The 25,021-nt window shown below is 66.5% G+C and carries 28 protein-coding genes, 2 tRNA genes and 1 pseudogene; 9 read left to right on the top strand and 22 right to left on the bottom strand.

Annotated features, from left to right (window positions below; all coding sequences use genetic code 11):
- The first annotated feature begins 20 nt into the window (after positions 1 to 20).
- Both tmcA and NKH51_RS07500 read left to right on the top strand, forming a co-directional pair.
- Positions 21 to 2,288: a tRNA(Met) cytidine acetyltransferase TmcA gene (gene tmcA, locus NKH51_RS07505; RefSeq protein ID WP_254764620.1), complete on the top strand. Its 2,268-nt coding sequence runs from the start codon at positions 21 to 23 to the stop codon at positions 2,286 to 2,288.
- Positions 2,289 to 2,466: 178 nt separating this feature from the next.
- Positions 2,467 to 3,123 carry a TMEM175 family protein gene (locus NKH51_RS07500; protein WP_254764619.1) on the top strand — a complete coding sequence of 219 codons (657 nt, stop codon included), beginning with the start codon at positions 2,467 to 2,469 and terminating at the stop codon, positions 3,121 to 3,123.
- 25 nt (positions 3,124 to 3,148) lie between these two features.
- Here NKH51_RS07500 and NKH51_RS07495 read toward each other — a convergent pair whose 3' ends face one another.
- Entirely contained in the window at positions 3,149 to 3,889 is a 741-nt protein-coding gene (locus NKH51_RS07495; protein ID WP_254764618.1) for an SDR family NAD(P)-dependent oxidoreductase, read from the bottom strand.
- 77 nt (positions 3,890 to 3,966) lie between these two features.
- Between NKH51_RS07495 and NKH51_RS07490 the strand changes: the two genes are divergently transcribed.
- Complete coding sequence (locus tag NKH51_RS07490; protein WP_254764617.1) at positions 3,967 to 4,452, top strand: DUF456 domain-containing protein; 486 nt, start codon at positions 3,967 to 3,969, stop codon at positions 4,450 to 4,452.
- Between the two features lie 38 nt (positions 4,453 to 4,490).
- Entirely contained in the window at positions 4,491 to 4,655 is a 165-nt protein-coding gene (locus NKH51_RS07485) for a DUF8014 family protein (RefSeq protein ID WP_254764616.1), read from the top strand.
- A gap of 51 nt (positions 4,656 to 4,706) precedes the next feature.
- On the opposite strand, the gene NKH51_RS07480 is transcribed toward NKH51_RS07485, so the two are convergent.
- The 4 genes from NKH51_RS07480 to NKH51_RS07465 form a co-directional block, all read right to left on the bottom strand.
- A complete protein-coding gene (locus NKH51_RS07480; protein WP_254764615.1) occupies positions 4,707 to 6,425 on the bottom strand; it encodes a glutamate--tRNA ligase in 1,719 nt (572 codons plus the stop codon).
- 60 nt (positions 6,426 to 6,485) lie between these two features.
- Positions 6,486 to 7,133, bottom strand: a complete 648-nt coding sequence (locus NKH51_RS07475; RefSeq protein WP_254764614.1) for a DUF8159 domain-containing protein — start codon at positions 7,131 to 7,133, stop codon at positions 6,486 to 6,488.
- A gap of 111 nt (positions 7,134 to 7,244) precedes the next feature.
- On the bottom strand, positions 7,245 to 8,297 hold the full coding sequence (idsA3, locus tag NKH51_RS07470; protein ID WP_254764613.1) for a geranylfarnesyl diphosphate synthase: 1,053 nt from the start codon (positions 8,295 to 8,297) through the stop codon (positions 7,245 to 7,247).
- A gap of 1 nt (position 8,298) precedes the next feature.
- Entirely contained in the window at positions 8,299 to 9,651 is a 1,353-nt protein-coding gene (locus NKH51_RS07465; RefSeq protein ID WP_254764612.1) for a ribonuclease J, read from the bottom strand.
- A gap of 376 nt (positions 9,652 to 10,027) precedes the next feature.
- Here NKH51_RS07465 and trkA point away from each other — a divergent pair, with 376 nt between their 5' ends.
- The gene (gene trkA, locus NKH51_RS07460; RefSeq protein ID WP_254764611.1) at positions 10,028 to 11,359 is read left to right on the top strand and encodes a Trk system potassium transporter TrkA; all 1,332 of its coding nucleotides are present in this window, start codon (positions 10,028 to 10,030) and stop codon (positions 11,357 to 11,359) included.
- Between the two features lie 72 nt (positions 11,360 to 11,431).
- Here the strand turns inward: trkA and NKH51_RS07455 are convergent, their stop codons facing one another.
- A complete protein-coding gene (locus NKH51_RS07455; RefSeq protein WP_254764610.1) occupies positions 11,432 to 11,665 on the bottom strand; it encodes a hypothetical protein in 234 nt (77 codons plus the stop codon).
- Between the two features lie 174 nt (positions 11,666 to 11,839).
- Here NKH51_RS07455 and NKH51_RS07450 point away from each other — a divergent pair, with 174 nt between their 5' ends.
- On the top strand, positions 11,840 to 13,369 hold the full coding sequence (locus tag NKH51_RS07450) for a TrkH family potassium uptake protein (protein ID WP_254764609.1): 1,530 nt from the start codon (positions 11,840 to 11,842) through the stop codon (positions 13,367 to 13,369).
- Between the two features lie 30 nt (positions 13,370 to 13,399).
- On the opposite strand, the gene NKH51_RS07445 is transcribed toward NKH51_RS07450, so the two are convergent.
- Together NKH51_RS07445 and mvk are read right to left on the bottom strand one after the other, a co-directional pair.
- The gene (locus NKH51_RS07445; protein WP_254764608.1) at positions 13,400 to 14,140 is read right to left on the bottom strand and encodes an isopentenyl phosphate kinase; all 741 of its coding nucleotides are present in this window, start codon (positions 14,138 to 14,140) and stop codon (positions 13,400 to 13,402) included.
- Positions 14,137 to 15,126, bottom strand: a pseudogene (gene mvk, locus NKH51_RS07440) (mevalonate kinase); the annotation flags it as partial. The gene NKH51_RS07445 and the pseudogene mvk, both read right to left, overlap by 4 nt.
- Positions 15,127 to 15,238: 112 nt before the next feature.
- On the opposite strand from mvk, the gene NKH51_RS07435 reads away from it, so the two are divergent.
- Positions 15,239 to 16,159 carry a thiamine-phosphate synthase family protein gene (locus tag NKH51_RS07435; protein WP_254764606.1) on the top strand — a complete coding sequence of 307 codons (921 nt, stop codon included), beginning with the start codon at positions 15,239 to 15,241 and terminating at the stop codon, positions 16,157 to 16,159.
- 107 nt (positions 16,160 to 16,266) lie between these two features.
- Here NKH51_RS07435 and rpsB read toward each other — a convergent pair whose 3' ends face one another.
- From rpsB to moaA, 14 genes are all read right to left on the bottom strand, one after another.
- Entirely contained in the window at positions 16,267 to 17,067 is an 801-nt protein-coding gene (gene rpsB / locus NKH51_RS07430; RefSeq protein WP_254764605.1) for a 30S ribosomal protein S2, read from the bottom strand.
- Positions 17,064 to 18,269, bottom strand: coding sequence for a phosphopyruvate hydratase (eno, locus tag NKH51_RS07425; RefSeq protein WP_254764604.1), 1,206 nt, complete (start codon positions 18,267 to 18,269; stop codon positions 17,064 to 17,066). Before eno ends, rpsB begins: the two co-directional genes overlap by 4 nt.
- Positions 18,266 to 18,451 (bottom strand): DNA-directed RNA polymerase subunit K, encoded by a 186-nt coding sequence (locus NKH51_RS07420; RefSeq protein ID WP_006184680.1) that lies wholly within the window; start codon positions 18,449 to 18,451, stop codon positions 18,266 to 18,268. Before NKH51_RS07420 ends, eno begins: the two co-directional genes overlap by 4 nt.
- A gap of 3 nt (positions 18,452 to 18,454) precedes the next feature.
- Positions 18,455 to 18,649 carry a DNA-directed RNA polymerase subunit N gene (locus NKH51_RS07415; RefSeq protein WP_207269892.1) on the bottom strand — a complete coding sequence of 65 codons (195 nt, stop codon included), beginning with the start codon at positions 18,647 to 18,649 and terminating at the stop codon, positions 18,455 to 18,457.
- A gap of 12 nt (positions 18,650 to 18,661) precedes the next feature.
- Positions 18,662 to 19,060, bottom strand: a complete 399-nt coding sequence (locus tag NKH51_RS07410; RefSeq protein ID WP_090614065.1) for a 30S ribosomal protein S9 — start codon at positions 19,058 to 19,060, stop codon at positions 18,662 to 18,664.
- Complete coding sequence (locus NKH51_RS07405; RefSeq protein ID WP_254764603.1) at positions 19,054 to 19,500, bottom strand: 50S ribosomal protein L13; 447 nt, start codon at positions 19,498 to 19,500, stop codon at positions 19,054 to 19,056. Before NKH51_RS07405 ends, NKH51_RS07410 begins: the two co-directional genes overlap by 7 nt.
- Positions 19,497 to 19,850, bottom strand: coding sequence for a 50S ribosomal protein L18e (locus tag NKH51_RS07400; protein ID WP_254764602.1), 354 nt, complete (start codon positions 19,848 to 19,850; stop codon positions 19,497 to 19,499). The genes NKH51_RS07405 and NKH51_RS07400 overlap by 4 nt, the downstream gene beginning before the upstream one ends.
- Positions 19,851 to 19,934: 84 nt before the next feature.
- Positions 19,935 to 20,019: transfer RNA gene (locus tag NKH51_RS07395), tRNA-Leu, on the bottom strand.
- Positions 20,020 to 20,148: 129 nt separating this feature from the next.
- The gene (locus NKH51_RS07390) at positions 20,149 to 20,898 is read right to left on the bottom strand and encodes a DNA-directed RNA polymerase subunit D (protein WP_254764601.1); all 750 of its coding nucleotides are present in this window, start codon (positions 20,896 to 20,898) and stop codon (positions 20,149 to 20,151) included.
- Positions 20,899 to 20,901: 3 nt separating this feature from the next.
- Positions 20,902 to 21,291: a 30S ribosomal protein S11 gene (locus NKH51_RS07385; RefSeq protein WP_006182145.1), complete on the bottom strand. Its 390-nt coding sequence runs from the start codon at positions 21,289 to 21,291 to the stop codon at positions 20,902 to 20,904.
- Between the two features lie 3 nt (positions 21,292 to 21,294).
- Positions 21,295 to 21,816 (bottom strand): 30S ribosomal protein S4, encoded by a 522-nt coding sequence (locus NKH51_RS07380; RefSeq protein ID WP_254764600.1) that lies wholly within the window; start codon positions 21,814 to 21,816, stop codon positions 21,295 to 21,297.
- Positions 21,816 to 22,340: a 30S ribosomal protein S13 gene (locus NKH51_RS07375; protein ID WP_254764599.1), complete on the bottom strand. Its 525-nt coding sequence runs from the start codon at positions 22,338 to 22,340 to the stop codon at positions 21,816 to 21,818. The genes NKH51_RS07380 and NKH51_RS07375 overlap by 1 nt, the downstream gene beginning before the upstream one ends.
- 72 nt (positions 22,341 to 22,412) lie before the next feature.
- Positions 22,413 to 22,495, bottom strand: a tRNA-Ser gene (locus tag NKH51_RS07370).
- Between the two features lie 208 nt (positions 22,496 to 22,703).
- On the bottom strand, positions 22,704 to 23,690 hold the full coding sequence (gene moaA / locus NKH51_RS07365) for a GTP 3',8-cyclase MoaA (RefSeq protein ID WP_254764598.1): 987 nt from the start codon (positions 23,688 to 23,690) through the stop codon (positions 22,704 to 22,706).
- 167 nt (positions 23,691 to 23,857) lie between these two features.
- Here moaA and NKH51_RS07360 point away from each other — a divergent pair, with 167 nt between their 5' ends.
- Both NKH51_RS07360 and NKH51_RS07355 read left to right on the top strand, forming a co-directional pair.
- Positions 23,858 to 24,526, top strand: coding sequence for a helix-turn-helix domain-containing protein (locus NKH51_RS07360; protein ID WP_254764597.1), 669 nt, complete (start codon positions 23,858 to 23,860; stop codon positions 24,524 to 24,526).
- 58 nt (positions 24,527 to 24,584) lie between these two features.
- Entirely contained in the window at positions 24,585 to 24,794 is a 210-nt protein-coding gene (locus NKH51_RS07355; protein ID WP_254764596.1) for a hypothetical protein, read from the top strand.
- Positions 24,795 to 25,021 lie beyond the last annotated feature (227 nt).

The following is a 25,021-nucleotide window of genomic DNA, read 5'->3' as shown; positions in this document are numbered from 1 at the left end:
CGTGGCCCCAATCCGGACGCATGGACGTGGACGTCGTCGGCCTCGCCGAAGGGCTTCGCGAGGAAGCGCGGCGAGCGAACGAGCGCCGCCTGCTGGTGCTGGCCGGCCCCCGAGAACGCGGCTATGACGCCCTCGAGTCGATCCTCGACGCCCTTCCCGTCCCCATTACCGGGACCACGCTCGTCGGCCCGGACGACCGACTTCGCTGCGAACAGCTTCCCCAGGCCAACGCGGGGGACCTTCTCGGCACGACGCGGGACGTGGTCGCGATCGACGCTCACGACGAACTCAGGCCGAACGCGATCGGGAAACTCGTCGGGGCGGTCGACGGTGGCGGCCTGTTGGTCCTGCTGACGCCCTCGCTCGAGGCCTGGCCGGATCGCCGCGACGGGTTCGACGCCTCGCTGGCCGTCCCGCCGTTCGAACTCGCGGACGTGACCGGCCGCTTTCGCCGTCGCCTCGTCGACACGATGCGTGCCCACCGCGGGATCGCGATCGTCGACCTCGAAGCCGGTTGGCTCGAGGCTGACGGGCTCACTGACCCGGCTCCGCGGGCGGCGCCGGAGTCGCCGACGCCGCCCCCCGATCCCCGGTTTCCGGCTGCAACCTACGAGGCCTGCCTGACGACAGATCAGGCCGATGCCGTCGCCGCCTTCGAATCGCTGTTCGAGACGAATCGGACGGTCGTGCTCGAGGCCGACCGGGGCCGGGGCAAGTCCAGCGCGGCGGGGCTGGCAGCGGGTGCGTTCGCCGCCGCGGGAGAGGATGTCCTCGTGACTGCCCCCGACGAACGGAACGCGAGCGAACTGTTCGACCGCGCGGGCGAACTCTGTCGGACGCTTGCGGGCGACGGCGACGACCGTGTGCCGACGATCGAGTCCGGCCGGATCGAAACCGCTGCCGGCGGGACGGTCCGATTCCTCGAGCCCGCCGCCGCCGTCGACGCCTGCGAGTCGGCCGATATCGTCGTCGTCGACGAGGCCGCCGCGCTCCCGGTCGCAACCCTCGAGGCGCTGCTTTCCGCCGATCGCGTCGCCTTCGCGACGACGATCCACGGCTACGAAGGGGCCGGGCGCGGCTTTTCCGTCCGCTTCCGGGACCGACTCGCCGAGAGCGATCACGAGGTGACCGAGCGCACGCTCGTGGAGCCGATCAGGTACGCGGCCGGCGATCCCGTCGAGGTATGGGCGTTCCGCGCGCTGTTGCTCGACGCCCGGCCGCCGGTGGAGCCGCTCGTGGCGGACGCCGAACCCGAAGCCGTCGAGTATCGGCGACTCGAGCCCGACGCCCTCCTCGCGGACGAACGCCTGCTCCGCGAGGCATTCGGCCTGCTCGTCCTCGCCCATTACCGGACCGAGCCCAACGATCTCGCGCGCCTGCTTGACGCCCCGAACCTCGAGGCGCGCGCCCTGGTCCACGACGGCCACGTCGTCAGCGTCGCGCTGCTCGCCCGCGAGGGTGCCCTCTCGCCGGAAACGCGGGCGATGATGTACGAGGGTGGCCGCGTCCGCGGGAACATGCTCCCGGACGTGCTAACGAGCCAGGTGCGCGACGAGGCCGCGGGCGAGCCGGCCGGCGTCCGCGTCGTCCGCATCGCGACCCACCACGCCGCCCGGTCACGGGGGTTGGGCTCGCGCCTGCTCGAGCGCGTCCGCGAGGAGTTCTCGGACTCGATCGACTGGCTCGGCACCGGCTTCGGCGCGACGCCCGGTCTCCTCGAGTTCTGGCGGGCGAACGGCTACCGGGCGGTCCACGTCTCGACGACCCGCAACGACGCCAGCGGGGAGTACTCCGCGCTCATGCTCGCGCCGACGAGCGAGGCGGGGCGGGCGCTGCACGACCGTCATGCGGACTGGTTCGCACGCCGGTTCGACGCCCTCTGTTCGGACGCGCTCGCGGATCTCGAGCCAGATGTCGCCCGCGCGGTGCTTCGAAGCGTCGGCGACGGGGCGGGGCCGTCGCTCGAACTCTCGGATCACGAGTGGCGCGTCGTCGCGGGGGCCGCCTACGGCCCCGGATTGTTCGACGCCGATCCCGGTCCGTTCCGCAAGGTCGTCGTGCGATACTTGATTGACGACCCCGACAGCGTCGACCTGACCGCCCGCGAGGAGCGATTACTCGTTCTGCGAGCGTTGCAGGCGCGAGACTGGGACACCGTCGCCGACCGCCTCGAGTATCACTCGACGGGGCAGTGTATGCGGGCACTCGGCGACGCGGTCTGCCCGCTGGTCGATCGCTACGGGGGAGACGCGGCGCTCGCGGTTCGCGATCGGTTCGTCGGCGAGTGAACGCGCGTATCCGGTGCCGATTCGATCCGTGGTGTGGTTGGCTCGAGAAGGACGGGACGTATGTCCCGTTCATCGAGTGAAACCGGCGGCAGTCGTTCATCGATGTGATGTTCAGCTCTGCCGGAAATACCCGATTGGAGTGCCAAAACGGATTGATGATCGGCGGTCTACAGCACGCATGGCGCTTCCGTTCCGCCCGGAATCCGAGGAAACGGACCGACTGATCACGCTCAGCGACGGGGTCATCGCGATCGCTATCACGCTGCTGGTGCTGGAGATCAGTGTTCCGACGGTTCCCGACGGAACTACGGCCGCGGTAGTACCCGACCTCGTCGCAGAGCAGTGGCCCGAATTCGTCGGGTACGCGCTGAGCTTTCTGGTGATCGGCCTCTATTGGACGTTACATCGGCGCGTGTTCGCCCACGTCGAGCGCCACGACCGCGGCGTGCTCTGGCTCAATCTCCTGTTCTTGCTCCTGGTCGCGTTCGTTCCGTACGCAACGAGCGTGTTCGTCGCCTATCCGAACGGTTTCGGCATCGCGTTCTACGCGGGGGTGTTAGCGCTCACGGGATTCTCGCTGGCGCTGTTATGGGGGCACGTCTCCAGAAAACGCCTCCTCGAAGCCGGACTGACCTCGCGAACGGTCGAGATTCAGGCGGCACGGTTTCTCATCTCGCCGATCGTGCTCGTCGGATCGGCCGCCCTCGCCCAGTTCGACCCGACGCTGGCCGTCCTCTCGTGGGCGTCACTGATACCCATCAACGCTGTATTCGAGTCACGGCTCGTCGCGAGCATCGAGGAGTCGCTGACCGAGTCAGAAAACCAGCCCCACTAATCGCGCCGGATGGTGAGATCCCCACTCAGAACAGCCGCTGCAGCAGCCACTCCGGAGCCAGATCGAGGACCCCCGCGACCAGCCGCCAGCGTCGAGTGACGTAGGCGTGGTTGCGCTTCTTGCGGATGGCGCGGGCGATCTGATCCGCGGCCGTCTCCGGCGAACACTCCCAGAAGCCGCCCAGCGAGAGCTTCGTGTCGACGAATCCCGGCTCGATGGTCGTGATCGTCACGTCCGCGTCCCGCTGGGCCTGACGGCTGCGCAGCCCCTCGAGATAGGTCGAGACGTACGCCTTCGAGGCGTTGTACGCCTGCACGTTGCCGGTCCCGAAGTGAGCCGCGACCGAGGAGATGCCCACGAGGTGGCCGTCGGCCGCGCTGGCGTGGTCGGGCGTACCCTCGAAGTACTCCATCGCCGCCGTCGCGACGGCCGTAAAGCCCCGGACGTTGACGTCGATCGTCTCGCGTTCGGGTCCCCACTCGAGGTCGCGGTTAACGTGGGCGACGCCGGAACTGATGACGACGACGTCGACCGAGGACATAGCCGCCGCGAGTTCGAAAAACCCCTCGCGGGCGTCCGCGGTGTCGGTGACATCCATCGTCGCGACGTAGGCCTTGGTCGGTAGCTCCGAGCCGATCTGGCGCATTCGCTCCGTCCGCCGGGCCGCCATGCCGATCTCGTAGCCGTCGGCGGCGAGCCGGCGGGCCAGCGCCTCGCCGATGCCCGAGGACGCGCCGACGACGATCGCTCCGCGCTGTTGGGTCATACCCACACGTTCGGTGCCTGATACCTAACAGTACTGAAGGCAGTACGGTTTTGCCGTCGTCGGCCCTTTGGACGGGTATGGTCGAGGTTATCACCGTCATCGCGATCGCGTTGCTCCTCGGTGCGATCGTCGGAGCGGCCGTCCCGATGGTCCCGAGCGGCCTGCTCTCGCTCGCCGGCCTCGGTCTCTACTGGTGGGGGGCCGGGTTCGCTGAATTGAGCAGCATCACCTTCGCCGTCCTCGTTTCTATCGCGCTGATAACGGCGCTCGTCGAGTTCTTCGGCGGCTCGATCGCCGCGAAAGCCGGCGGCGCGTCCTGGCTGACCGCCGCTGCCGCAGCCGTCGTCGGTATCGTCCTCATGCTAGTGACTGGCCCGGTTGGGCTGCTCGTCGGCCTCTTCGGGACGGTCTTCGCCCTCGAGTTCGTCCGAGAGGGTGAACTCGAGGGAAGCGCGCGGTCAGCTCTCTACACGACCGTCGGTACCCTCGCGTCAACCGTGGTGCAAGTGCTGCTGACGGCGTCGATCCTCTTCGGGTTCCTCGTCGGCGTCTTCCTGCTCTGAGGGAAACGCTGAAGTCGTGGGTGTCGTTGGCACGGGTAATGGAGTGTTCCGAAGCCGACTGCGAGCGCCCCGCCGCGGTCGAGCTACACATCCCCTGGGACGAGAACCGGCTCGTCTGCGCCGCCCACGCCCGCGTACTGGGGCGACAGGACGGCATCGTCGCCGACCCCGATCCGGAACTGGGTGACGAGTTGCTCGAGTGATGTCTCGGAGGAACAGCGATCGGTTCGAAGGGGTCCGGTCTCGCGCTCGAGTCAGGGGTGCGCGTAGTACGCGACCGTCTCCTCCTCGTCGTGCCGGTCAATCCTCGCGAATCCGACGCGTTCGAACTGGACCATCTCGTCGGGCTCGAGGTCGCCGACGCCGGGCTCTGCTCGCCCCGTCACGTCGCCGTCCATCGTCCGCATGCGGACGGGAACGCTCTCGCCCGCGGGCACCCAGTGGACGACGTCCACGTCGCCCTCGCGGACGACATCGATGTCCTCGCCCGTGTACTGGAGAGTGTCGCGTGTGAACTGGAAACAGCCCAGACCCTTGAGCCAGATTCGCTCCTCGCGTCCGGGGAGGTCCTCGGGCTCGAGCAAGACGGAGTCGCCGACAGGGATCTCGCGGACGCCGCGCTCTTCGTGGTTCGGATGGAGCGGCGGGTTCGCCTCGTCCGGCGGGCTGCCGCCGAGGGGGATCTGGTTGCCCTCGCGGACGAGGAAGCGTCGGTCGGTCTCCTCGTCGATCAGGTCGCGGTTGTTCGCGTAGATCGAGCTCATCGCGAGGTCGACATCAGTGGTCGAGGTGCCGAGGCCGGTCATCGCCTCGACGATGGCCTCGCCGCGGATGCCGCGCCGTCGGAGGCTCTGCAACGTTGGCGCGCGAGGGTCGTCCCAGCCGTCGAGTTCGCCGTCCTCGATCAGTTCGGAAATCGTCGACGTGCTCACTTTCACGTCGTAATCGTCGAGTTGGACGTGGCCCCAGTGGATCACCTCGGGATACTCCCAGGCGAAGTAGTCGTAGACGAACTGCTGGCGCTTCGCCGAGTCCTGCAGGTCGATCCCGCGGATGATGTGGGTGATCTCGAGGAGGTGGTCGTCGACGCCCGACTGGAAGTCGAGCATGGGCCAGCAGCGGTACTCGCTCGCTTCCTCGCGGGGATGGGGCGTATCGATCATCCGGAAGGCCACCCAGTCCCGTAGCGCGGGGTTCTTGTGTTCGATATCGGTCTTGACCCGGAGGACCAGCTCGCCGCTTTCGTACTCGCCGTCGATCATGGCCTCGAACTCCTCGAGGACGGTCTCGACGTCCTTGTCGCGGTGGGGACAGGCCTCGCCCGAATTCTTCAGCTCGGAGAATTCCTCGCCCGAACACGAGCAGGTGTAGGCCCCGCCCAGTTCGATCAGGTCGCGGGCGTGGTCGTAGTAGGTCTCGAGGCGGTCGCTGGCCTTGTAGGTCGCGTCGGGTTCGAAGCCGAGATAGTCGAGATCCTCGAGGATCGCGTCGTAGGCCTCGAGATCCGGTCGCTTGGTCTCGGGGTCGGTATCGTCGAACCGGACGCAGAACCAGCCGTCGTAGCGCTCGCGGTAGGTGCCGATGACGGCGGGCATCCGGGCGTGGCCGACGTGCCACGGGCCGTTCGGGTTCGGCGCGCACCGCATCCTGATATCGTCGTACTCGTCAGCGTTGGGCAGGTCCGGGAGGTCGTGTTCGTCTTCCTCCTCCTCCGCTTCGATCTCGGCGAGTTCCTCGGGGGCCAGTTCCTCGAGGCGCTCGCGTTTCTCTTCGTAGTCTAACTCGTTGACCCGGCCGATGACGCCGCCGGCGATGCCCGGAATCTCGTCGCCGTGCTCGCGGAAGTCGGGGTTGTCGCCCATCAGCGGCCCCATGATCGCGCCCACGTCGGCGTCGCTCTCGTGTTTCACGGCGTTCAACAGCGCGTGCTTTTCTGCCTCGCGCTCGACGCGCTCGCGTAACTCGTCGTCCATTACCGAGCGGTATTCGCGCCCGGCCCAAAACCCTCGCGATTCGCCACCTCTCCCGTCGCGTCAGCCCTCGAGGTCCTCCTCGTAAACCCGCGTGTTGAGGACGTTACTCATGAGGATCATCGCGGCCGAGTCCGCCACCGACATCTCCGCGGATTCGTCGGTACTGTTGTCGCTCTCGGTGCCGTTGCCACTGTCGGTACCGTCGCCGCTACTCGGCTCGGTCGTTTCGTCATCGCTCTCGTCCGAACTGCCCGCAACGGCCGCGTTGTACCGCTCGCACCACTCCGTCTTAACGCCCCAGCCGCGAGCCTGCCCGTCGAAGGGGTTCGCGATCTCCGCGTAGAGCATCCCGACCTCGGCGTCGTTTTTCACGAGATTCTCGTTGTAGACCGTCGTGATGATCTCGATCTCGGTCGTCGACTCCGACTCGGTCTCCGCGCTCGAGCGATATCGCAACACCAGATCGGCGTCGTCCCAGCGGAGCGACTCGACGGGAATGTCGTTTCGTTCGACGAGCGCGTAGAACTCGCCAGGGGTTCCTTTGCGCGGCTGGCTCGGCTCTTCGGGTTCGATCTCGTTCGATGTCGAGGCTCCGAGCAGCGAGCCGACGCAGCCGGCGGTCGCGATCGAGCCGGCCGCGGCGGCCGTGGTGAGGAACCGGCGGCGCGACGAACTTGGCTCCCGGCCGCTGGCGGAATCGTCAGTCATGTCCGTCGCTCGGAACGGTATCCGCAAAAAGACCCGGACGATATCGAGCGGTGAGTTCGGCCGCCGCTCGAGAACAGCGCTTCGAAAAACGGCCCGTAGCCGTCGAGCGCGTCAGTAACCGCGCTCGATCAGGTAGTGAGCGATCTCACAGAGGAGGTCGCGGGCCTCGTTGTCCGGCAGGACCTTGAGTCGCTCCTTGCCCTGTTCGACGAGGTCGCGGGCGGTGTCGTTGGCGTAGGAGATCGAGCCGGCCGCCTCGAGTTCGGCGACCGCGTCGTCGATCTCGGCCTCGGTGACCGCGTCCACGTCGTCGGTATCGACCAAGTCATCGACGTCGACGCCCTGTTCACGGGCGTGGACGGTGATCAGCGTCTGTTTGTTCTCCACGAGGTCGCTCCCGCGCTGCTTGCCGAGTTGTTCGCTGGGGACCGTTAGATCGAGCACGTCGTCTTGGATCTGGAACGCGCGGCCGATGTCGAGACCGTAACCGTAGAGCGCGTCGATCGTGTCGTCGTCGGCGCCCAGCAAGATCGCGGGGAGACACGCGGAGGCGGCGTACAGCACGGCGGTCTTCTGTTCGACCATCTCGAGGTACTCGTCGGGCGAGACGTCGGTGCGCTCCTCGAAGGTGACGTCCAGCGACTGGCCCTCGCAGATCTTCGTACAGGTCGTCGCGAGCACGTCGAGCGCGTCGACGATGCGGTCGGACTCGGCCCCCGTCTCGAGCATGATCTCGAAGGCTTTCGAGTAGAGCGTGTCACCGGCCAGAATGGCCGTCTCGAGGTCGTACTCCTTGTGGACGGCTGGGACGCCGCGCCGGAGGTCGTCGTCGTCCATGATGTCGTCGTGGATCAGGGTAAACGACTGGATGACCTCGACGCTGACGGCGGCGGCCATCACGTCGACCGCATCCCCATCGTCGAGCGGCGTGAACGACCGGTAGTCCGCCGAGAGCGGGTCGACGTCGGCCAGGGCCTCCGCGGTCGTCAACAGGACGGCGGGCCGCAGCCGTTTGCCGCCCGCGTCGAGGAGGTACCGTGAGGCCTCGTAGAGTCGCTCGGGCCGCTGGATCGGCAACTCCTCGGGGATCGCTTCGTTGACTTGCTCGCGGCGCTGCCGGACCGCCTCGAGCACCGCCTCTTCGCGTGCCTCGGGGCTCGTCATATCAGTCGACGAGTTGGATGAGGTTCCCGTTTCGCGTGACGTGGAGGTCGCGCCCCATCTTGTAGCCCTCGCTCTCGCAGAGGTTGACGTAGCTCGAGAAGCCGCTCATGTCCTGGTGGGCCGGAATGACGTGTTGGGGCTGGAGGGCGTCTAACATCTCGTAGTGGCCTTCCTGATTGAGGTGGCCGGAGACGTGGATGTCGTCGTAGACGCGTGCGCCCTGCATGCCGAGCAGTTTCTCGGCCTGGTAGCGCTGCCCTTCGTTGGTCGGCTCCGGAATGACGCGGGCGGAGAAGACGACCTTGTCGCCGTCGTCCAGTTCGTAGGGCGTCTCGCCGCGGGCCATCCGGGTGAGCATCGCGCGGGGCTCGCCCTGGTGGCCGGTGACGACGGGCAGGTAGTCGCCCTTGCCCTCGTTCATGATCCGCTTGAACGTGCGGTCGACGGACTTGCGGTGGCCGAACATCCCCAGGTCGGTGGGGAAGTCGATGAAGTCCAGTCGTTCGGCGGTGCCGGAGTACTTCTCCATCGAGCGGCCGAGCAGGACGGGCTGTCGGCCGATGTCGTCGGCGAACTCGACGAGCGACTTCACGCGGGCGATGTGACTCGAGAAGGTGGTGGCGACGATGCCGCCGTCGTAGTCCTCGAGGCTGTAGAGAACGTCGCGGAGGTGTTCGCGGGCGACTCGCTCGCTGGGGGTCCGTCCCTTCTTGTTCGCGTTGGTACAGTCCTCGATGTAACAGAGGACGCCGTTGCCCTCGCGGCCGATCTCACGGAACCGCTCCATGTCGATCGGGTCGCCGATGACGGGCGTGTGGTCCATGCGCTTGTCCAGCCCGTAGACGACCGCGCCCTCGGGCGTGTGGAGGACGGGGTTGATCGCGTCGATGATCGAGTGGGTGACGTTGACGAATTCGAGGTCGACCTTCCCGGAGTCGCCAAGCGACATCGTCTCGCCGGCTTCCATCTTGATCAGGTCGTTCTCGACGCCGAACTTCTGTTCGCCCTCGATCTGCTGTTTGACGAGTTCGATCGTAAACGGTGTCGCGACGACCGGCGCGTTGTATCGGTGAGCCAGCTTCGAGATGGCACCGATGTGGTCCAAGTGGCCGTGGGTTGGGACGATCGCTTTCACGTCGCCCTCGAGGTCGCTCATGACCCGGTCGTCGGGGATCGCGCCCATGTCGATCAGGTCGAGGCTGTGCATTCGTTCGGTTTCGACGTTGTCGTGGATCAGGACCTGCGAGAGGTTCAGACCCATGTCGAAGATGACGACGTCGTCGCCGGCGCGGACGGCAGTCATCTGCCGACCGACTTCTTCGTAGCCGCCAATGGTTGCAATTTCGATTTCCATGGTTCGTAGCACTGAAAGCCGCGTAGTGGACTCTCATCGAAACGGTCCGCGGACTCCCGGTTGTGCGGCCCCGGCGTCTTGCAGCGCGTCGGCCATCCCGCTATGCGCCCGGGACGGCGGCCGGTCCGCCGTCGGCGACTCACGACATCGTGAGTCCCGAACGCACTTGCCCGCGGGTTTCGCTACCTCAACGTACACGGCCGGGTGTTAAAAACGCAGCGGGTTGGGTCGTCGACTCGTCGATTCCCTCTCTCGGCCGCTCAGCCGCGCGTTCGCGCACAGACCCGCGCGCACGACGAGCGCTTTCGGCATCGAAATCCATTTGCCGGTCGCCTCGAAAACGGTGTGCAGCAACTATGATTTCGGAGGAATCGTCGTGTACGTAATCATCGTCGGGGCCGGCGAGGTCGGCCGGTCGATTGCCGCCAATCTGGAAGACACCCACGACGTGGCCGTCGTCGACCGCGACGGCGCCGTGGTCGAGGAACTTACCTACTCGCTGGACGTGCTGACGATCCGGGGCGACGGCACCGACCTCGAGGTGCTGCGCGAGGCGGGGCTGGCGGAGGCGGGGCTCGTTATCGCCTGTACGGACAACGACGAGACGAACGCGGTCGTCTGCGGGGCGGCGAAGGCCGTTACCGAGGTATTCACGATCGCACGGGTGCGACGCCGGACGCTGCTCGAGACTTGGCGGAGTTCGCAGGGCGCCTTCGGCGTCGACTTCATGGTCTGTACCGACCTGCTGACCGCACAGACGATCTTCCGTATTTCGGGTCTGCCCAGCGCCCACGACGTCGATACGTTCGCCGGCGGCCTCGTCCGCATGGCCGAGTTCGACATCCCCGCGGGCAGCCCGATCGCGGACCGGACCGTCAGAGAGGCCGACCGTTACGACTCGCTGACCTTCGCGGCGATCTTCCGCGACGACGAGATGATCGTAACTCGCGGTGACACGATCGTCCGGGGCGGCGATCGGATCGTCGTCATCGGCAGCCCGGATTCGATCAACGCCTTCGCAGACGAGGTCGCGACGACGCCGGAGGACGCCGAAGAGGTCGTCATCGTCGGTGCCAGCGAGATCGGTTTTCAGGCCGCCCGCGAGTTCGAAGATCACGGCTTTCGCCCGCGGTTGATCGAGCGCGACCACGAGCGCGCCCGCGAGGTCGCCGAGGCGCTCCCGAACACGATGGTCATGGAAAGCGATGCGACCGACGCTGACTTCCTGGCCCGCGAACACGTCGACGAGGCCGATGTCGTCATCGCCGCCCTCGACAGCGACGAGAAGAACCTGCTGGTCTCCCTGCTGGCCGAGCGCCTCGGCGTCGACCGCACGGTCGCCGTCATCGAGACCGCCGAGTACGCCGACCTCTTCGAGACCGTCGGCATCGACGTGGCGGTCAACCCCCGCGAGGAGACCGCCGAGGAGATCATCCGCTTTACCCGGACCGATCACACCGAGAAGGTGGCGATGCTCGAGCACGACCGCGCGGAGGTCATCGAGATCGAGGTCGGCGCCGACAGCGTGCTCGTCGGTCGAAACATCGCCGCCGCGACGAACGACCTCCCGCCGGGCGTCGTCATCGGCGCGATCTCGCGTAGCGGCGATCACATCACGCCCCGCGGCTCGACCGTCGTCGAACCCGGCGATCACGTGATCGTCTTCGTCGACGCGGCGGTGCTCGACGAGGTCGTCGAACTGATCTGAGTTCTGCTTCGGCCATCCCATTCGTGCCGGGGTCGGTGCGCCGGCCGCGACGGCCGGCTGAAACCGCTGTACTCAGGGTCGGAGCCGTCTCTGTCCGGCCCGCGACCCGGAATCGGCCAGAATCCGTTCCATCGCCCAGACGGCCCATCCGAAGACGACCACCATGAAGACGACCAGCGCTTCTCGCATGCCCGTTCCGTACCGAACCGCGAGTACGATCCCCATGATGATGACTGCGGCGGCGACGACGCTGAACACGTCGTAAAACGAGTTGGGGCGACGGACGCTGGGCGATCGTATGTTCATTGGTACCAATACACACGGAAAGTATATAGATACGTCGCCTGGTTTCGCGGGGTCGCGACCGGTCGGTTCGGACTCGAGGCGCACTCGAGGGGAAGTCACGATGGATTAATACGACCCGACAGAAATGGCGAGACAGACAGTGTCCAGACTCACTCGCAGAGACGAGGTGTCGCCATGAGGCTCCGGACCGATTGGCGCGCCAGCGTGGCGCTGGTCGGCACCCTCCTGAAGTATCTCGCCGTGCCGCTCGTGGTTCCGGTCGTCGTCGCGCTCGTCTACGCGGAGTCTATCGTCCCGTTCGTCGCGACGATCGTGCTCACGATCGCCGTCGGCTACGGTCTGGAGCGGCTGGACCGCGATCCGGAGCTACAAGTTCGCGAGGCGATGCTGTTCGTCGCGATCTCGTGGCTCGCGGTCGCCGTCGTCGGCGCGGTGCCGTACGTCATCGCCGGTTGGGGAACCGAGTCGACGCTCGCCCATCCGGTCAACGCGCTGTTCGAATCGATGTCCGGCTTCACGACGACGGGGGCGACCGTTCTTGGCGAAATCTCGCTCGAGGAGCACTCCCACGCGGTGATGATGTGGCGACAGCTCACCCAGTGGCTCGGCGGGATGGGGATCATCGTGTTGATGGTCGCGATCCTGCCGGAACTGGCGGTCAGCGGCGCACAGCTGGTCGAATCGGAAGCGCCAGGGCCCCAACTGCAGAAGCTTACGCCGCGGATCGCCGAGACGGCGCGCATCCTCTGGCTCGTCTACTTCGCGTTCACCGTCGTTTTCATGGCGATCCTCTACGGTCTCCACCTAGTCGGGTTGGCACCCGAGATGGGGCTGTACAACGCCGTCGCCCACGGGTTCACGACGCTGCCGACGGGCGGATTTTCGCCGGAAGCCGACAGCGTCGCGGCGTTCTCTGCGATCGTCCAGTGGACGTTCGTGCCGTTCATGATCGTCGCTGGGACGAACTTCGCGCTGTTCTGGCACGTCTTCAGCGGCGAAGGGCACCGCTTCGTCCGGAACTCGGAATTTCGCGCGTATATCGCCGCGATCGGCGGCCTCACCGCTCTTCTCGCGGCGATCCTCTATACGGGTGCCGCCCCGACACTGGACCTCGGCGGCGCGACCGAAGGGATCCTCGAGAACTCCCTCCGGCAGAGCGCCTTCCAGATCGCGTCGCTATTGACCTCAACCGGCTACGCGACCAGCGATTTCGTCGACTGGAGTTCGACGGGGAAGATCGTCCTCCTGTTCGCCATGCTCGTCGGCGGCTGTGCCGGTTCGACCGGCGGTGGCGTCAAGGTCGTCCGGTGGCTGATCGTCTTCAAGATTCTCCGGCGAGAACTGTTTACGGCCTCCCATCCCGAAGTCGTTCGCCCGATTCGACTCGGCGGCAACGTCGTCGATGAAGACGCCATCCGGGGGGTGCTCGGCTTTACCTTCCTCTACCTGTTCATCTTCGCGATTGCGACCCTTCTTATCGCGCTCGACGCCAATCGACTCGTCGACACACCCCTCGAGGCGTTCAGCGCGAGCCTGGCGACGATCGGCAACATCGGCCCCGGATTCGGCTTCCTCGGCCCCTTCGGCAGTTACACGGAGTTCCCGATCCCGTCGAAGCTCCTGATGATCTTCCTCATGTGGATCGGCCGCCTCGAGATCATCCCCGTCCTCGTCATGTTCACCGGCGGATTCTGGACGCGGTAAGCGGGCGTCGCGTCGCCTCTTCCCCCACGCTCAGTCGATCGTCGTCCCCGGAGCCGCGCCCTCGAGGAACGACTCGAGCGACTCGAGCCCGAAGATCGACGCTTTCGCCTCGAGTTCGAGCAGCGTTCGAACCTTGCCGGCCATCCCGCCGGTCACGTCGGTGGCGTCGCTGGCCCCTAGCACGTCGGCGACGGCGTCGAACTCGTCGATCCGGTCGATCACCGCGTCACCCTCGTCCAGGACGCCGGGAACGGTCGAACAGAGGCCGACTCGGTCCGCCTCGAGGTCGCGGGCGAGCGTCGCCACGAGTTCGTCGCCGCTGACGACGGTCGCGCCCGCGCCCGCGTGGGCGATCACGTCGCCGTGGAGGACGGGGACGAACCCCTCCGCGAGCATCGTTTCGACCTGCCCAGTCGGCAGTTCGAGCCGGCCCTCGCCGTCGCGGTGAGCCGTCGAAAACGGATGAACCGGCACCGCCCCTACGCCGCGCTCGAGCAACCGGCTTAGCACGAACCGGTTCAACGTCGTCATCGCACCGTGGATGTCGAGCACCGCGTTGGCGTCGCGGGTCCCCGCGGTCGTGCTGACGCCGTGTTCGCTGGCGTTGTGGTGGCCGAAGCTTCCGCCGCCGTGGACGATCACGAAGTTTTCCCGGTCGTTTTCGAGCGCCGCCGCGATGGCGTCGGCCGCCCGCGACAGGGCGTCGCCGTCGAGCGTCTCCGCGCGGTCTTTCTCGGTGATGACGCTGCCGCCGAGTTTGAGAACGATCATTCGAGGCGGCACACCCCCTCGTCGGCGAGTTCCGCCCGGAAGGTATCCTCACAGCCGGGGGTGAACGACAGGGCGGTCTCCGTCTCCTCGGTCGGGTCCAGCGCGACGATACAACCGCCCCCGCCGGCACCGGTCAGCTTCGCGCCGCGTGCGCCCGCGTCGCGGGCCGCCCAGACCATCGTATCGAGCGAGCGCGAGGAGACGCCCAGCGCGGACAGCAGCCCGTGATTGAAGTCCATCAGCCGACCGAGTTCCTCGATGTCGCCGGCCGCGAGCGCGTCCTCCCCGTTTCGAACGATGTTGCCGATCGCTTCGACCGTGCTCGCGGCGAAGTCGTACTCCTCGCGCAGGTCGCGAACGCCCGCGACCAACTGGCCGGTGTCGCCCGCGCCGCCGTCGAATCCGATCACGATCGGCAGATCGGGAGCCTCTATCGTGCGGCAGTCGTCGCCCTCGACGCGGACCGCGCCGCCGGTCGCAGAGCAGAACGTGTCCGCTCGCGAGGCTTGCCCGTCTTGGACCTGATGTTCCGTCCAGTAGGCGCGCTCCGCGAGTTCGTCCGTCTCGAGGGTGACACCGAGTTCGCGGGCCGCGGCGTCGATGGCGGCGACGACGACCGCCGCCGACGAGCCCAGCCCCGCGCCCAGCGGGATGTCGCTCTCGATCGTCACGTCGAAGCCGACCTCGTCCTCGCCGGTGACTTCGCGGACCTGCTCGATCGCGCCGTCGACGTAGCCCATCGCGGCGCTGATCAGCGATTCCGAGACGTCCACGTCGGGTCCGTTCCCTGCCGTACCGTCGTACTCGACAGTAAAGCCGTCCAGACTGAGGTCTTCGGCGTGGACGCGGAGCTTCTCGTCGTCGCGTCGCTGTACCTCGACCCGCGCGCGCCGCTCGATCGCACACGGTACGGCGGGTTCGCCGTAGACCACCGCGTGCTCCCCGAACAGGTACACCTTGCCGGGAGCGCTCGAGAGTGTCATGGCCGGCCGTTCGAACGACGACGATTAATAGCTGTCTGTGTCGCCGCTGACCCTCGTCCCGTTGCGGCCGCCGCTGTAGTCGGATTTTAAGGCGTTGCGCTCGAAGGTCGGTCGTATGTCGCTCGTCTTACCGAGTGAGCTCGTCGTCGATCGGTTCCTCCCGACGGTGCGGGCGATGCTGGCGACCCGCCTCGCCGACCGCGGACTGACCCAACAGGAGGTCGCCGCGGAACTCGGCGTCACGCAGGCCGCCGTCAGCAAGTACGTCGCCGGCGAGGGCGGCGGCGATGACCGGTTTCGCGACGACCCGGAGACCGCCGCGACCGTCGACCGCATCGCCGACGGACTCGCAAGCGGCGAGATGGACGGCTACGACGCGCTCGCGGAACTCCTCTCGCTCGTCCGCAGCTTGGAGGACCGCGGTCCGATCTGCGAGCTTCACGAGGAAGTCATGCCCGAGCTTCGGGGATTGGGCTGTGATCTCTGCGTGCGCGGCCTCGATCCCGATATCCGTGCCGAGCGAGACGTGCTCGCGAACGTCCGCACCGCCGCGCGGACGCTCGCCGCGATTCCGGCCATGGCCGAGGCTATCCCCAACGTCGGCACCAACGTCGGAATGTGCCTGCCAAACCCCGACGACGAGACCGACGTGGCGGCCGTCCCCGGCCGGATATACGCCATGGGCGGTCGGATCGAGATTCCCGCCAACCCCGAGTTCGGCGCGTCGAAACACGTCGCGACCGCGGTGCTCGCCGCCAACGGCGTCGACCCGGCCGTCCGCGGTGCGACGAACATCGCCACCGACGACGATCTGCTCGCGGCCGCCGAATCGATGGGGATCGATCCGCTCGAGTTCGACGCCGACTACGAGGACCGCGCCGACCACCTCCGAACGCGGTTCGAAGAGCGCGGGACCGTTCCGCGGATCACCTACCATCGCGGGGCGTTCGGGATCGAACCCGCGACGTACGTCTTCGGTCCGACGGCGGCCGACGCTGCGGAACTGGTCGAGGAGTTGCTCGAAGCCGCGGGATAATCTGACCGCTCGACAGCGGCCGGCCGCGATCGGCCGTCGGCCCTTATTTCGGGTAGCTGTGGCTGGAAAACGAGTGGCTGGAAAACGAACAGCGTCGAAACCGAACGTTAGACCGTGCTCTCGAAGTCCTCGAGCGAGTAGGACGGCTCGGCACCGCGGCGGTCGAGGACCTCGTTTGCGAGCAGCCAGTAGACGACCGAGAGGGCCTTGCGACCCTTGTTGTTCGTCGGGACGACGAGGTCGACGTTACTGAGCTGGTTGTTCGAGTCGCACATCGCGATGACCGGGATGCCGACCGTGATGGCCTCCTTGACGGCCTGGGCGTCGCCGATCGGGTCGGTGACGACCAGCACGTCCGGCTCGATGTAGCCGTCGTACTTCGGGTTCGTCAGGGTGCCGGGGATGAAGCGGCCGGTGCGGGCGCGTGCGCCCACGGCCTCGGCGAACTTCTCGGCCGGGAAGCGACCGTACTGGCGGCTCGAGGTGACCAGAATCTGCTCGGGGTCGTAGTTCGCGAGGAAGTCCGCGGCCGTGCGGATGCGGCCGTCGGTCTTCGAGACGTCGAGCACGTAGAGACCGTCGGTGCGGACGCGGTGGATGAACCGCTCCATATCCGCGGTCTTCTGCTGGGTCCCGATGTGGACGCCAGCGCCGAGGTAGTCCTCGACGGGGATCAGCAGGTCCGCCTCCTCGTCGGACATCACGTCGTCGTCGAGGGTCGGTCCGGCGTCCTCGGCGTCGTCGGCTGGTTCGTCGTCGGCCGCGGGTGCTCCCTCGGCGTCTGCGGGCTGTTCGGCTGCAGGCTCGACGTCCTCCTCGGCGGCGGGGCCAGCCCCTTCGGCTGGCTCCTCGTCGATGTCTTCCTCGGCGGCGTCGAGCCCTTCCTGGGTTGCGTCGTTATCTGTCATGTCGCGTCGTCTGCGATTCGAATGAGCTCGTTGAGCTTTGCGGTTCGCTCGCCGCCGACGGCGCCCGTCTTGATGTAGGGCGCGTCGGTCGCGACGGCGAGGTGTGCGATCGTCGCGTCTTCGGTCTCGCCCGACCGGTGGGAGACGACCGAGTCGTAGCCGTGTTCGGTCGCGAGTTCGATCGCGTCGAACGCGTCCGAGAGCGTCCCGATCTGATTTGGCTTGATCAGGATGCTGTTGGCCGCGTCGCGGTCGATCCCCTCGCGGAGCCGATCGGTGTTGGTGACGAACAGGTCGTCACCGCAGATCAGCGTCCGGTCGCCGACTCGATCGGTGAGGTCGGCGAAGGCGTCGTAGTCGTCCTCGTCGAGTGGGTCCTCGACGTAGACGAGGTCGTACTCGTCGACCAGTTCCGCGATGTACGCGATCTGCTCGTCCGTATCGCGGCTCCGGTCGCTGTACTCGTAGGTCTCCGAGTCGGCGTCGTACAGCTCCGCGCCGGCGACGTCGAGCCCGAATTTGATCTCGAAACCGACCTCGTCTTCGACCTGCGAGACGGCCTCGTCGACGATCTCGAAGGCCTCGCCGTCGTCGATCGACGGTGCCCACGCGCCCTCGTCGCCCTTGCCGCAGGGAACGCCCCGCTCGGAGAGTAGCTCGGAGACGGCGGCGTGGACGGCTGCGTTGGCGAAGACGGCATCCGCGACGCTGGGTGCGCCGACAGGTGCCGCGAGGAACTCCTGAATGTCGGTCGCATCGGCGGCGTGTTCGCCGCCGCCGACGACGTTCCCGAGCGGGATCGGGAAGTTCTCGCCGCGGAAGGTGCCGCCGAGGTGCTGGAACAGCGGCGCGCCGAGCACGTCGGCACCGGCCTTCGCGGCGGCCATCGAGATGGCGACCGCGCTGTTGGCACCGATCTCCGAGAAGTCGTCGGTGCCGTCGGCGGCGTGAAGCGCGGCGTCGACCTCGCGCTGGTTGCCCGCGTAGACCTCGCCGACGAGTCGGGGCACGGCGCGCTCTCGAGCCGCGGCGATCGCCTCGGACGGCGGCCGCTCGACGGCCTCGTACTCGCCGGTGCTGGCACCGCTGGGTGCCGCGGCGCGGCCGAAGCCGCCGCTTTCGGTGACCACGTCGGCCTCGACCGTCGGGTTGCCCCGCGAGTCGAGGATCCGACGCAGTCGAACGTCGGTGACGAGCGTCATTTGCGGTCGTACCCCCGCTTGACGGTAAACGGCAGCACGCCCGCGTCGTACTCCTCGGCGGCGATGAGGATCGGTTGGGTCTGCTCGGTCTCGATCAGCACCGGTGCGCCGTAGGAGACCTGCAGCGCTCGCGCGCCGAGGATGCGTGCCTTTTCGTAGCGGTTGTGTTGTTGCTGTTGCATTGGTTACTGGTACGGGGAGACGATGTCGACGAGGTCGGTGTGACTGACGAGCATCCGCCGGCAGCAGTAGCGGTCGACGCCGAGTTCGTCGAGAACCTTCTCGGGGTCCTCGTCGCCCTCGTTGGCTCGCTCGTCGAACTCTTCCCAGTGTTCGGCGACGACGTTGCCACAGGTGAAACACCGGACCGGTACCATCATGAGTGGATCACCTTAGCGGTAGGACTTCTGGTAGCGCGCCCGAGCGCCCGGGCCGCCCCACTTCTTCGGTTCGGACTGGCGAACGTCGTTGACCAGCAGCGAGCGGTCGAACTCCATGAACGCGTCGCGGAGTTCGGCGTCGTTGGTGTGCTGGACGATCCCGCGCGCGATGGCGGTTCGGACGGCGTCTGCCTGACCGCTGATACCGCCGCCCTCGACGCGGACGTCGATGTCCATCTCGCCGCGCAGGTCCTCGCCGACGATGCGGAACGGCTCGAGCATCTTGAGCCGGGACATCTCCGGTTCGACCAGCTCGACGGGCTGGGAGTTGATTCGAACGCGACCCTCGCCTTCGCGCACCGTGGCGCGGGCGACGGCCGTCTTCTTCTTGCCGCTCGTGTTGGTTACCATGTGACGTTAGCACCTAACTGTTCGGACACTTCGTGCAGGTGGACGAAGCGGATGTTCGACAGCCGATCCAGCGACGTCCCCTCGAGCACTTCGGACTCGGTGTCGTCGTTCTCGTAGGGGTTGCCGACGTAGACGCGGACGCTGTCGAGCGCCTCGCGGCCGCGCGGTTTCTTGTACGGCAGCATCCCACGAACGGACCGCTTGAAGATCGTGTCCGGTCGCTTGGGGTAGTAGGGTCCGCTGTCCGAACCCATCTGCAGCCGCGTGCGGTACGTCTCGAAGATGTCTTCTTTGTCGCCGGTGATGACTGCGTCCTCGGCGTTGACGATCGCGACGCGTTCGCCGTCCAGCGCGCGCTGGGCGACTTCGCTGGCGACGCGACCGAGGATACAGTCCTGGGCATCGACGACGAGATCTGCGTCGAACTCTGCGAGACTCATCGAATCACCCGGACGTTGGAGCCGTCGGGATTCGCCTCGAGCGCCTGCTCGAGCGATACCGGTTCGCCGACTTGTTCGATCTTCGTCTCTGCGGACGAAGAGAAGTTGACGGCGGCGACGGTGACGTTTTTCTGTAGTGCGCCGGAGCCCAGCACTTTGCCGGGAACGACGACGGTCTCTTCTTCGCGTGCGTACCGCTCGATGCGGCCCAGGTTCACCTCTGCGTGGGTGCGCCGGGGCTTCTCGAGTCGATCCGCGACATCTCGCCAGACATCGGCGTCCGTCTCTCGGGACGTCGACTTCAGCTCGGCGATGAGATCGGTGAGCCTCGGATTGGTCTTGCTACTCATTGGTTTCCTCCAAATACTGCAACCGCCCGCGGAGACGAGGAGGCGTCTCCGCGAGCGCGGTCGGAATCGATCTGTGAGAAGTGATGCAGGGAGCAGGATTTGAACCTGCGGACTCCTACGAGACAGCGCCCTGAACGCTGCGCCGTTGGCCTGACTTGGCTATCCCTGCTCGCACTTCCGTCTATCCGTCGCCCCTTCAAACCCCTTTCGATTCCGGTGGCCGCGCGATCGCCGATCTCGTCGCTCACGGCGTCGGCGAGCGGCGCGTCCTGTTCGGGTTGGGGGCGTCGGTACATTGCTATAACTGTACTGCTTCTTCGAGTTCTGTCGCACGCGCCGCGATCGTCTCCGCGGCTCGCGTGACCAGTTCCTCGACGGTAAAGGAGCCGTCCGTCTCCACGTGGAAGACGAAGGCGTTGGGCACGTCCTCGACCCGGACCTGCTTGCCCGGATAGCGATTCGAGAGGTCGTGATCGAACTCGCTCGTGGAAACGAGTTCGCCGTCGTCTTCTATCACGCCGCGGATGATCCGGGTCTCCTGGTCCTCGAACTCGGGGAGATCACCGTCGACCGCCACGCGCTGGAGGTGTCGGTAGCCGACCGCGACACCGCCTTGATGTTTGGCGTGGTCTTTGCCGCGGTCGAGGACGGCGTCTGCCTCGGCCTCGAGGCGCTGGCCGTCTTTGAGTTCGATGATCGGGACGTTCTCGTCCGCGGGGCGGACGAGGTCGTCGCTGGAGACCAGATCGCCGGAGTAAGCGGTGGCCGGCCCTTCGACGTCGATCGAGAGCGTGACGGTGTCGTCCTCGCCGAACTCGCCGACCGGCGGCGTCGTCAGCGGGACGAGCCCGAGCCGCAAGGCGAGTTGCTCGTCGAACATGACCGACGAGTTCTCGACGAACCTGACGGTGTCGATCGCCATCGTGGGCACGTCGGCGACCATCGCGCGACGGATGCCGTTGGCGAACGCGGGCGTCACGCCGCGAACGAGGAACCGGGCTTCGCGATCCTCGCGTTCGACGAACTCGACGTCGTACGATGCAGACATGATCTAGTAGCCGCCCTTGCCTTTCGGAGCGCGCGATCCGTCGTGGGGGATCGGCGTGACGTCCTCGATGCGCCCGATCTCGATGCCCGAGCGGGCCAGCGCGCGGATCGTCGCCTGCGCGCCGGGACCGGGGGACTTCTGGAGGTTGCCGCCGGGGCCGCGCACGCGGACGTGCAGGCCCGTAATGCCGGCCGCTTTGACCTCCTCGGCGACGGACTCGGCCATCTGCATGGCCGCGTACGGCGACGCCTCGTCGCGGTTCTGCTTGACCGCCGTCCCGCCGGAGGACTTGGCGATCGTCTCCGCGCCCGTGAGGTCGGTCACGGTCATGACGGTGTTGTTGAACGATGCGTGCACGTGGGCGATGCCCCACTTTTCGTCGTCCTGGCTCATGATTTACTGGCCCTCCGCGCGTTCGGGGTGGAGTTCGTCCGCGAGCGGGCTGTTCTCGTCGAAGGCCACCAGATCCTCTTCGTCGATGTCGACGACGTAGGAGGGAACGCGGTGGCGCTGGTCGCCGATCACGACGTGGCCGTGCGTGATGAACTGGCGGGCCTGCTGGGTCGTGTTCGCGAGCCCGTTGCGGTAGACGATCGTCTGCAGTCGCCGCTCTAGGATGTCCTCGATCTCGAGCGACAGGATGTCGCCGAGTTCGTCCGTTTCGTCGAGGATGCCGACTCGCTTGAGTCGGCCGAGGAACTCCTCGGAGCGGCGGACGACGGTCTCGTCGCCCTGTGCCTGGCCGAGCAGGTCGCGGGCCTCGCGCCGGTAGGAGCGAAGCTCGGACTGGGCGCGCCAGAGCTCTTCTTTGTTCTTGAGTCCGTAGCGGTCGACGAGGGAGTGCTCGGACGCGATGCGCTCACCCTGGTAGGGGTGGTTTGGCGTCTCGTAGTGTTTGGTGTCGGTACCGAGTGGCATTATTCGCCCTCACCCTCTTCGGCGGCCGCCTCTTCGGCCTGTTCTTCGCGGATCTCTTCGACGTTGACCCCGATGGTGCCCTCCGTTCGGCCGGTGGACTTGGTTCGCTGGCCGCGGACCTTCTGGCCGCGCTTGTGGCGAACGCCCTTGTAGGAGTCGATCATCTTCATCCGGTTGATGTCGTGCTGACGGGTCAACTGGAGATCGTTGCCGATCTCGTGGGTCGTTTCGCCGGTGTAGAAGTCCTCCTGGCGGTTGTTGAGCCAGTCGGGGACTCGGTCGGCGTAGTTCTCGACGACCTCGACGACCTCGTCGATGACGTCGTCGTCGAGTCGACCGAACGTCGCCGTTCGGTCGACGCCCGCTTCGTCGGCGATGAGACGGGCGGTTCGGCGGCCGATCCCGTTCATCTCCGTGAGCGAGCGCTCGACGGACTTCGTCCCATCGAGGTCGGTCTGACCGATGCGGACGAAGTACTGGAGATCTTCGTCGTCCTGTTGTTCTTGAGGTTCTTCCGCGCTCATGTGTCGTGTATCTGTGTCTGGTCTGCGTGCGTTGCAAATCGACTGGCGGGAAAACGCCAGTTGAGTATCCGACGTTGTGGCGGGGATTCGAACCCCGGAGGCTTGACGCCACATGGTTAGCAACCATGCGCCTTGGGCCGCTTGGCTACCACAACACGGTCGGTCTATCGTCGCCCTCGCGGACTCGGGGATCGCTCCCCTACACGTATCGCACCCGGACCTACCCCCGTCGACTACTTAAGCGCAACGAAAGGTGGCGGCGACTCGGCGAGAACAGGTCTGTTACCGAGTCACACCGGCGAAGCGAGTAACGATCGCATCCAGTCGAAACCGCCGATCGAGTTCGAGGGCGAGCAGCCGACGCTACGCGCCGACGTACTCCTCGATGTACTCGTCGTTGACCTCCCACTCGCCCTCGTCGTTCCGGACCATGTACTCGCCGTAGTAGGGGACGCGGTTCGCGACGACATCGCGGAAGGCCTCCCGGATTTCGGGTTTGGTCATCTCGCCCATCGGTTTGAGGTCGTCGTTACGGTTGAGACACCCTTTGAGGTACCCCTCGTGGGTGACTCGAACGCGGTGGCAGTTCGCACAGAACGTGGGGTTCTCGACGGGGTCGACGATCTCGACCATTCCCCCCTCGTCCGCAGTCCCCCCGATCCAGTACCGCTTGCGGTCGTGCATCTCCCGGTGTTCGATCTCCGTCGCCTGTTCGGCGAGCCAATCGTGGACGCGCTGGATATTGACGTTCCACTCCGGCTTCCCAGTCAGCTCGGGCATGTATTCGATCAGCTGGAGCTGGAGCCCGTCGTTTTCCGCGACGTGGTCGACCATCTTCGGCACGTACCCTGCCGTGTGCTCGAAGACGACCATGTTGAGCTTGACCGGATCGAGGCCGGCCTCGAGCGCCGCGTCGACCCCTTCGATGACCTTCTCGTAGGCGCCGCTCTTGGTAATCTCGGCGAAATCGGCCGGATCGAGCGCGTCCTGGGAGACGTTGACCCGCTCTAAGCCGGCATCGACTAACCCTTCGGCGCGGCCGGGGAGGAACGTCCCGTTGGTCGTCAGCGAGACTTCCATCGCGTCTGGCGTGCGCGCGATGATCTCCTCGAGATCGTCCCGGAGCATCGGCTCGCCGCCGGTGAACTTCACCGCGTCGACGTCGAACTCGGCGGCGACCTCGAGGAAGCGAACGACGTCGTCGGTCGACATCTCGTCGTCCTGCGGGTCCATCGGCCCGCGGGTGTCGCCTAACCCCTCGTTGTGACAGTAGACGCAATCGAAGTTACACCGATCGGTGAGCGAGACGCGGACCCCGGTCACCTCGCGCCCGAACTCGTCGGTGAGCATGCTACCGGGTTGCAGTCGAACCCGCTTAAACACGCCGGGGATTTCCGCGTTGCGTAACCGATTTCGGTTTCATCTACTGTCAGCTATGAACGATAACTGTCGCTGGCGGTGGGATCGCCGACCGGGGTGGTCCGGGACTCTTGGTCGTCGACGTGGTGAACGGTCCCATGAGTACCATCGCGGAACTGACGGTCCCCGCCGCGGAGTTCGCGCTTCGGCACACGCTCGAGGTCATCGACGACCTCGGCGTGGAGATCGAACGCGTCGTCGCACACGACCCCGACCACGTGATGCCGTACGTGTGGTTTTCCGGCGACGAGGCCGCGCTCGCCGGCCTCGCCGACGCGCTCCGGGACGATCCGAGCGTCGAGGAGGCCGAACGGCTCACGGACCTCGGCGGCGAGCGACTCTACCGGATGCACTGGGTCGACGACGTCACCGTCATGCTCCACCTGTTGACAGAGGAGCGGGCAACGGTCCTCGAAGCGCGAAGCGAGAACGAACGGTGGCGGTTCCGCGTCCTCTTCCCCGAACGGGACGCGCTGTCTCGAACGTACGAATTCGCGACCGAACGGGGGCTCCAGATCGAGATCCAGAAGATCCACCGACTCGAGGAGAACCGCCAGGGCCGGATCGGGCTCACCGACGCGCAGTACGAGACGCTCGTGGCGGCCCTCGAGCGCGACTACTACGAGATTCCCCGCGGGATGGACATGGACGGACTCTCGGACGAACTCGACATCTCGCATCAGGCGCTGTCCGAGCGCCTCCGGCGCGCCCACCGGACGCTCGTCGAGGAGGTCGTCGATATCGGTGGGCCCGACGAGGGCAGGTAGCGGAGATCTCACACTGGGCGGCAGAAGACCTACCCCGGGCCCGATCGAACGGGAGCGTATGGACGAGGACATGCTCGCGGACCAGCGTCGCCTCGTGGAACTGATCGAAGAGGAAGGATGGGACGTGACCGACCTCGAGATCTCGGCCTACGACAGCCCGTGGGCCGACGAAGACGACCCCGAGGCGACCGTGACGATCACCGCCCGAAAGCCCTACGAGAGCGAGGATGGCGACGACGACGACGAGAGTCCGTTCCGGGTGCAGTAGCGCGGGCCGTGCGACCGCGCTGTTCCTCGCGGCGGGTGGTGAGCGGTCCGCGGTGGTACCACTCGCTGACTCCGCTCCCGACCGGATCTGCCGCCGAGTACACACGTTCGAGACACCCTCGAGTGTGGGTCGCCCGTCCGGTCGCGGTTCAGGAGTCCCGACCCAGGCGGGGGTGCCCGTCGGGAAAAACGCTTGCCACCGCCGGGATAATCTCCATCCGTGTCACT

The organism is Natrinema marinum (assembly GCF_024296685.1).
In the GTDB taxonomy this organism is placed as follows: Archaea; Halobacteriota; Halobacteria; order Halobacteriales; family Natrialbaceae; genus Natrinema; species Natrinema marinum.
Note: the sequence above shows the minus strand (reverse complement) of the source record. Positions and strands in the feature narration are given on the sequence as shown.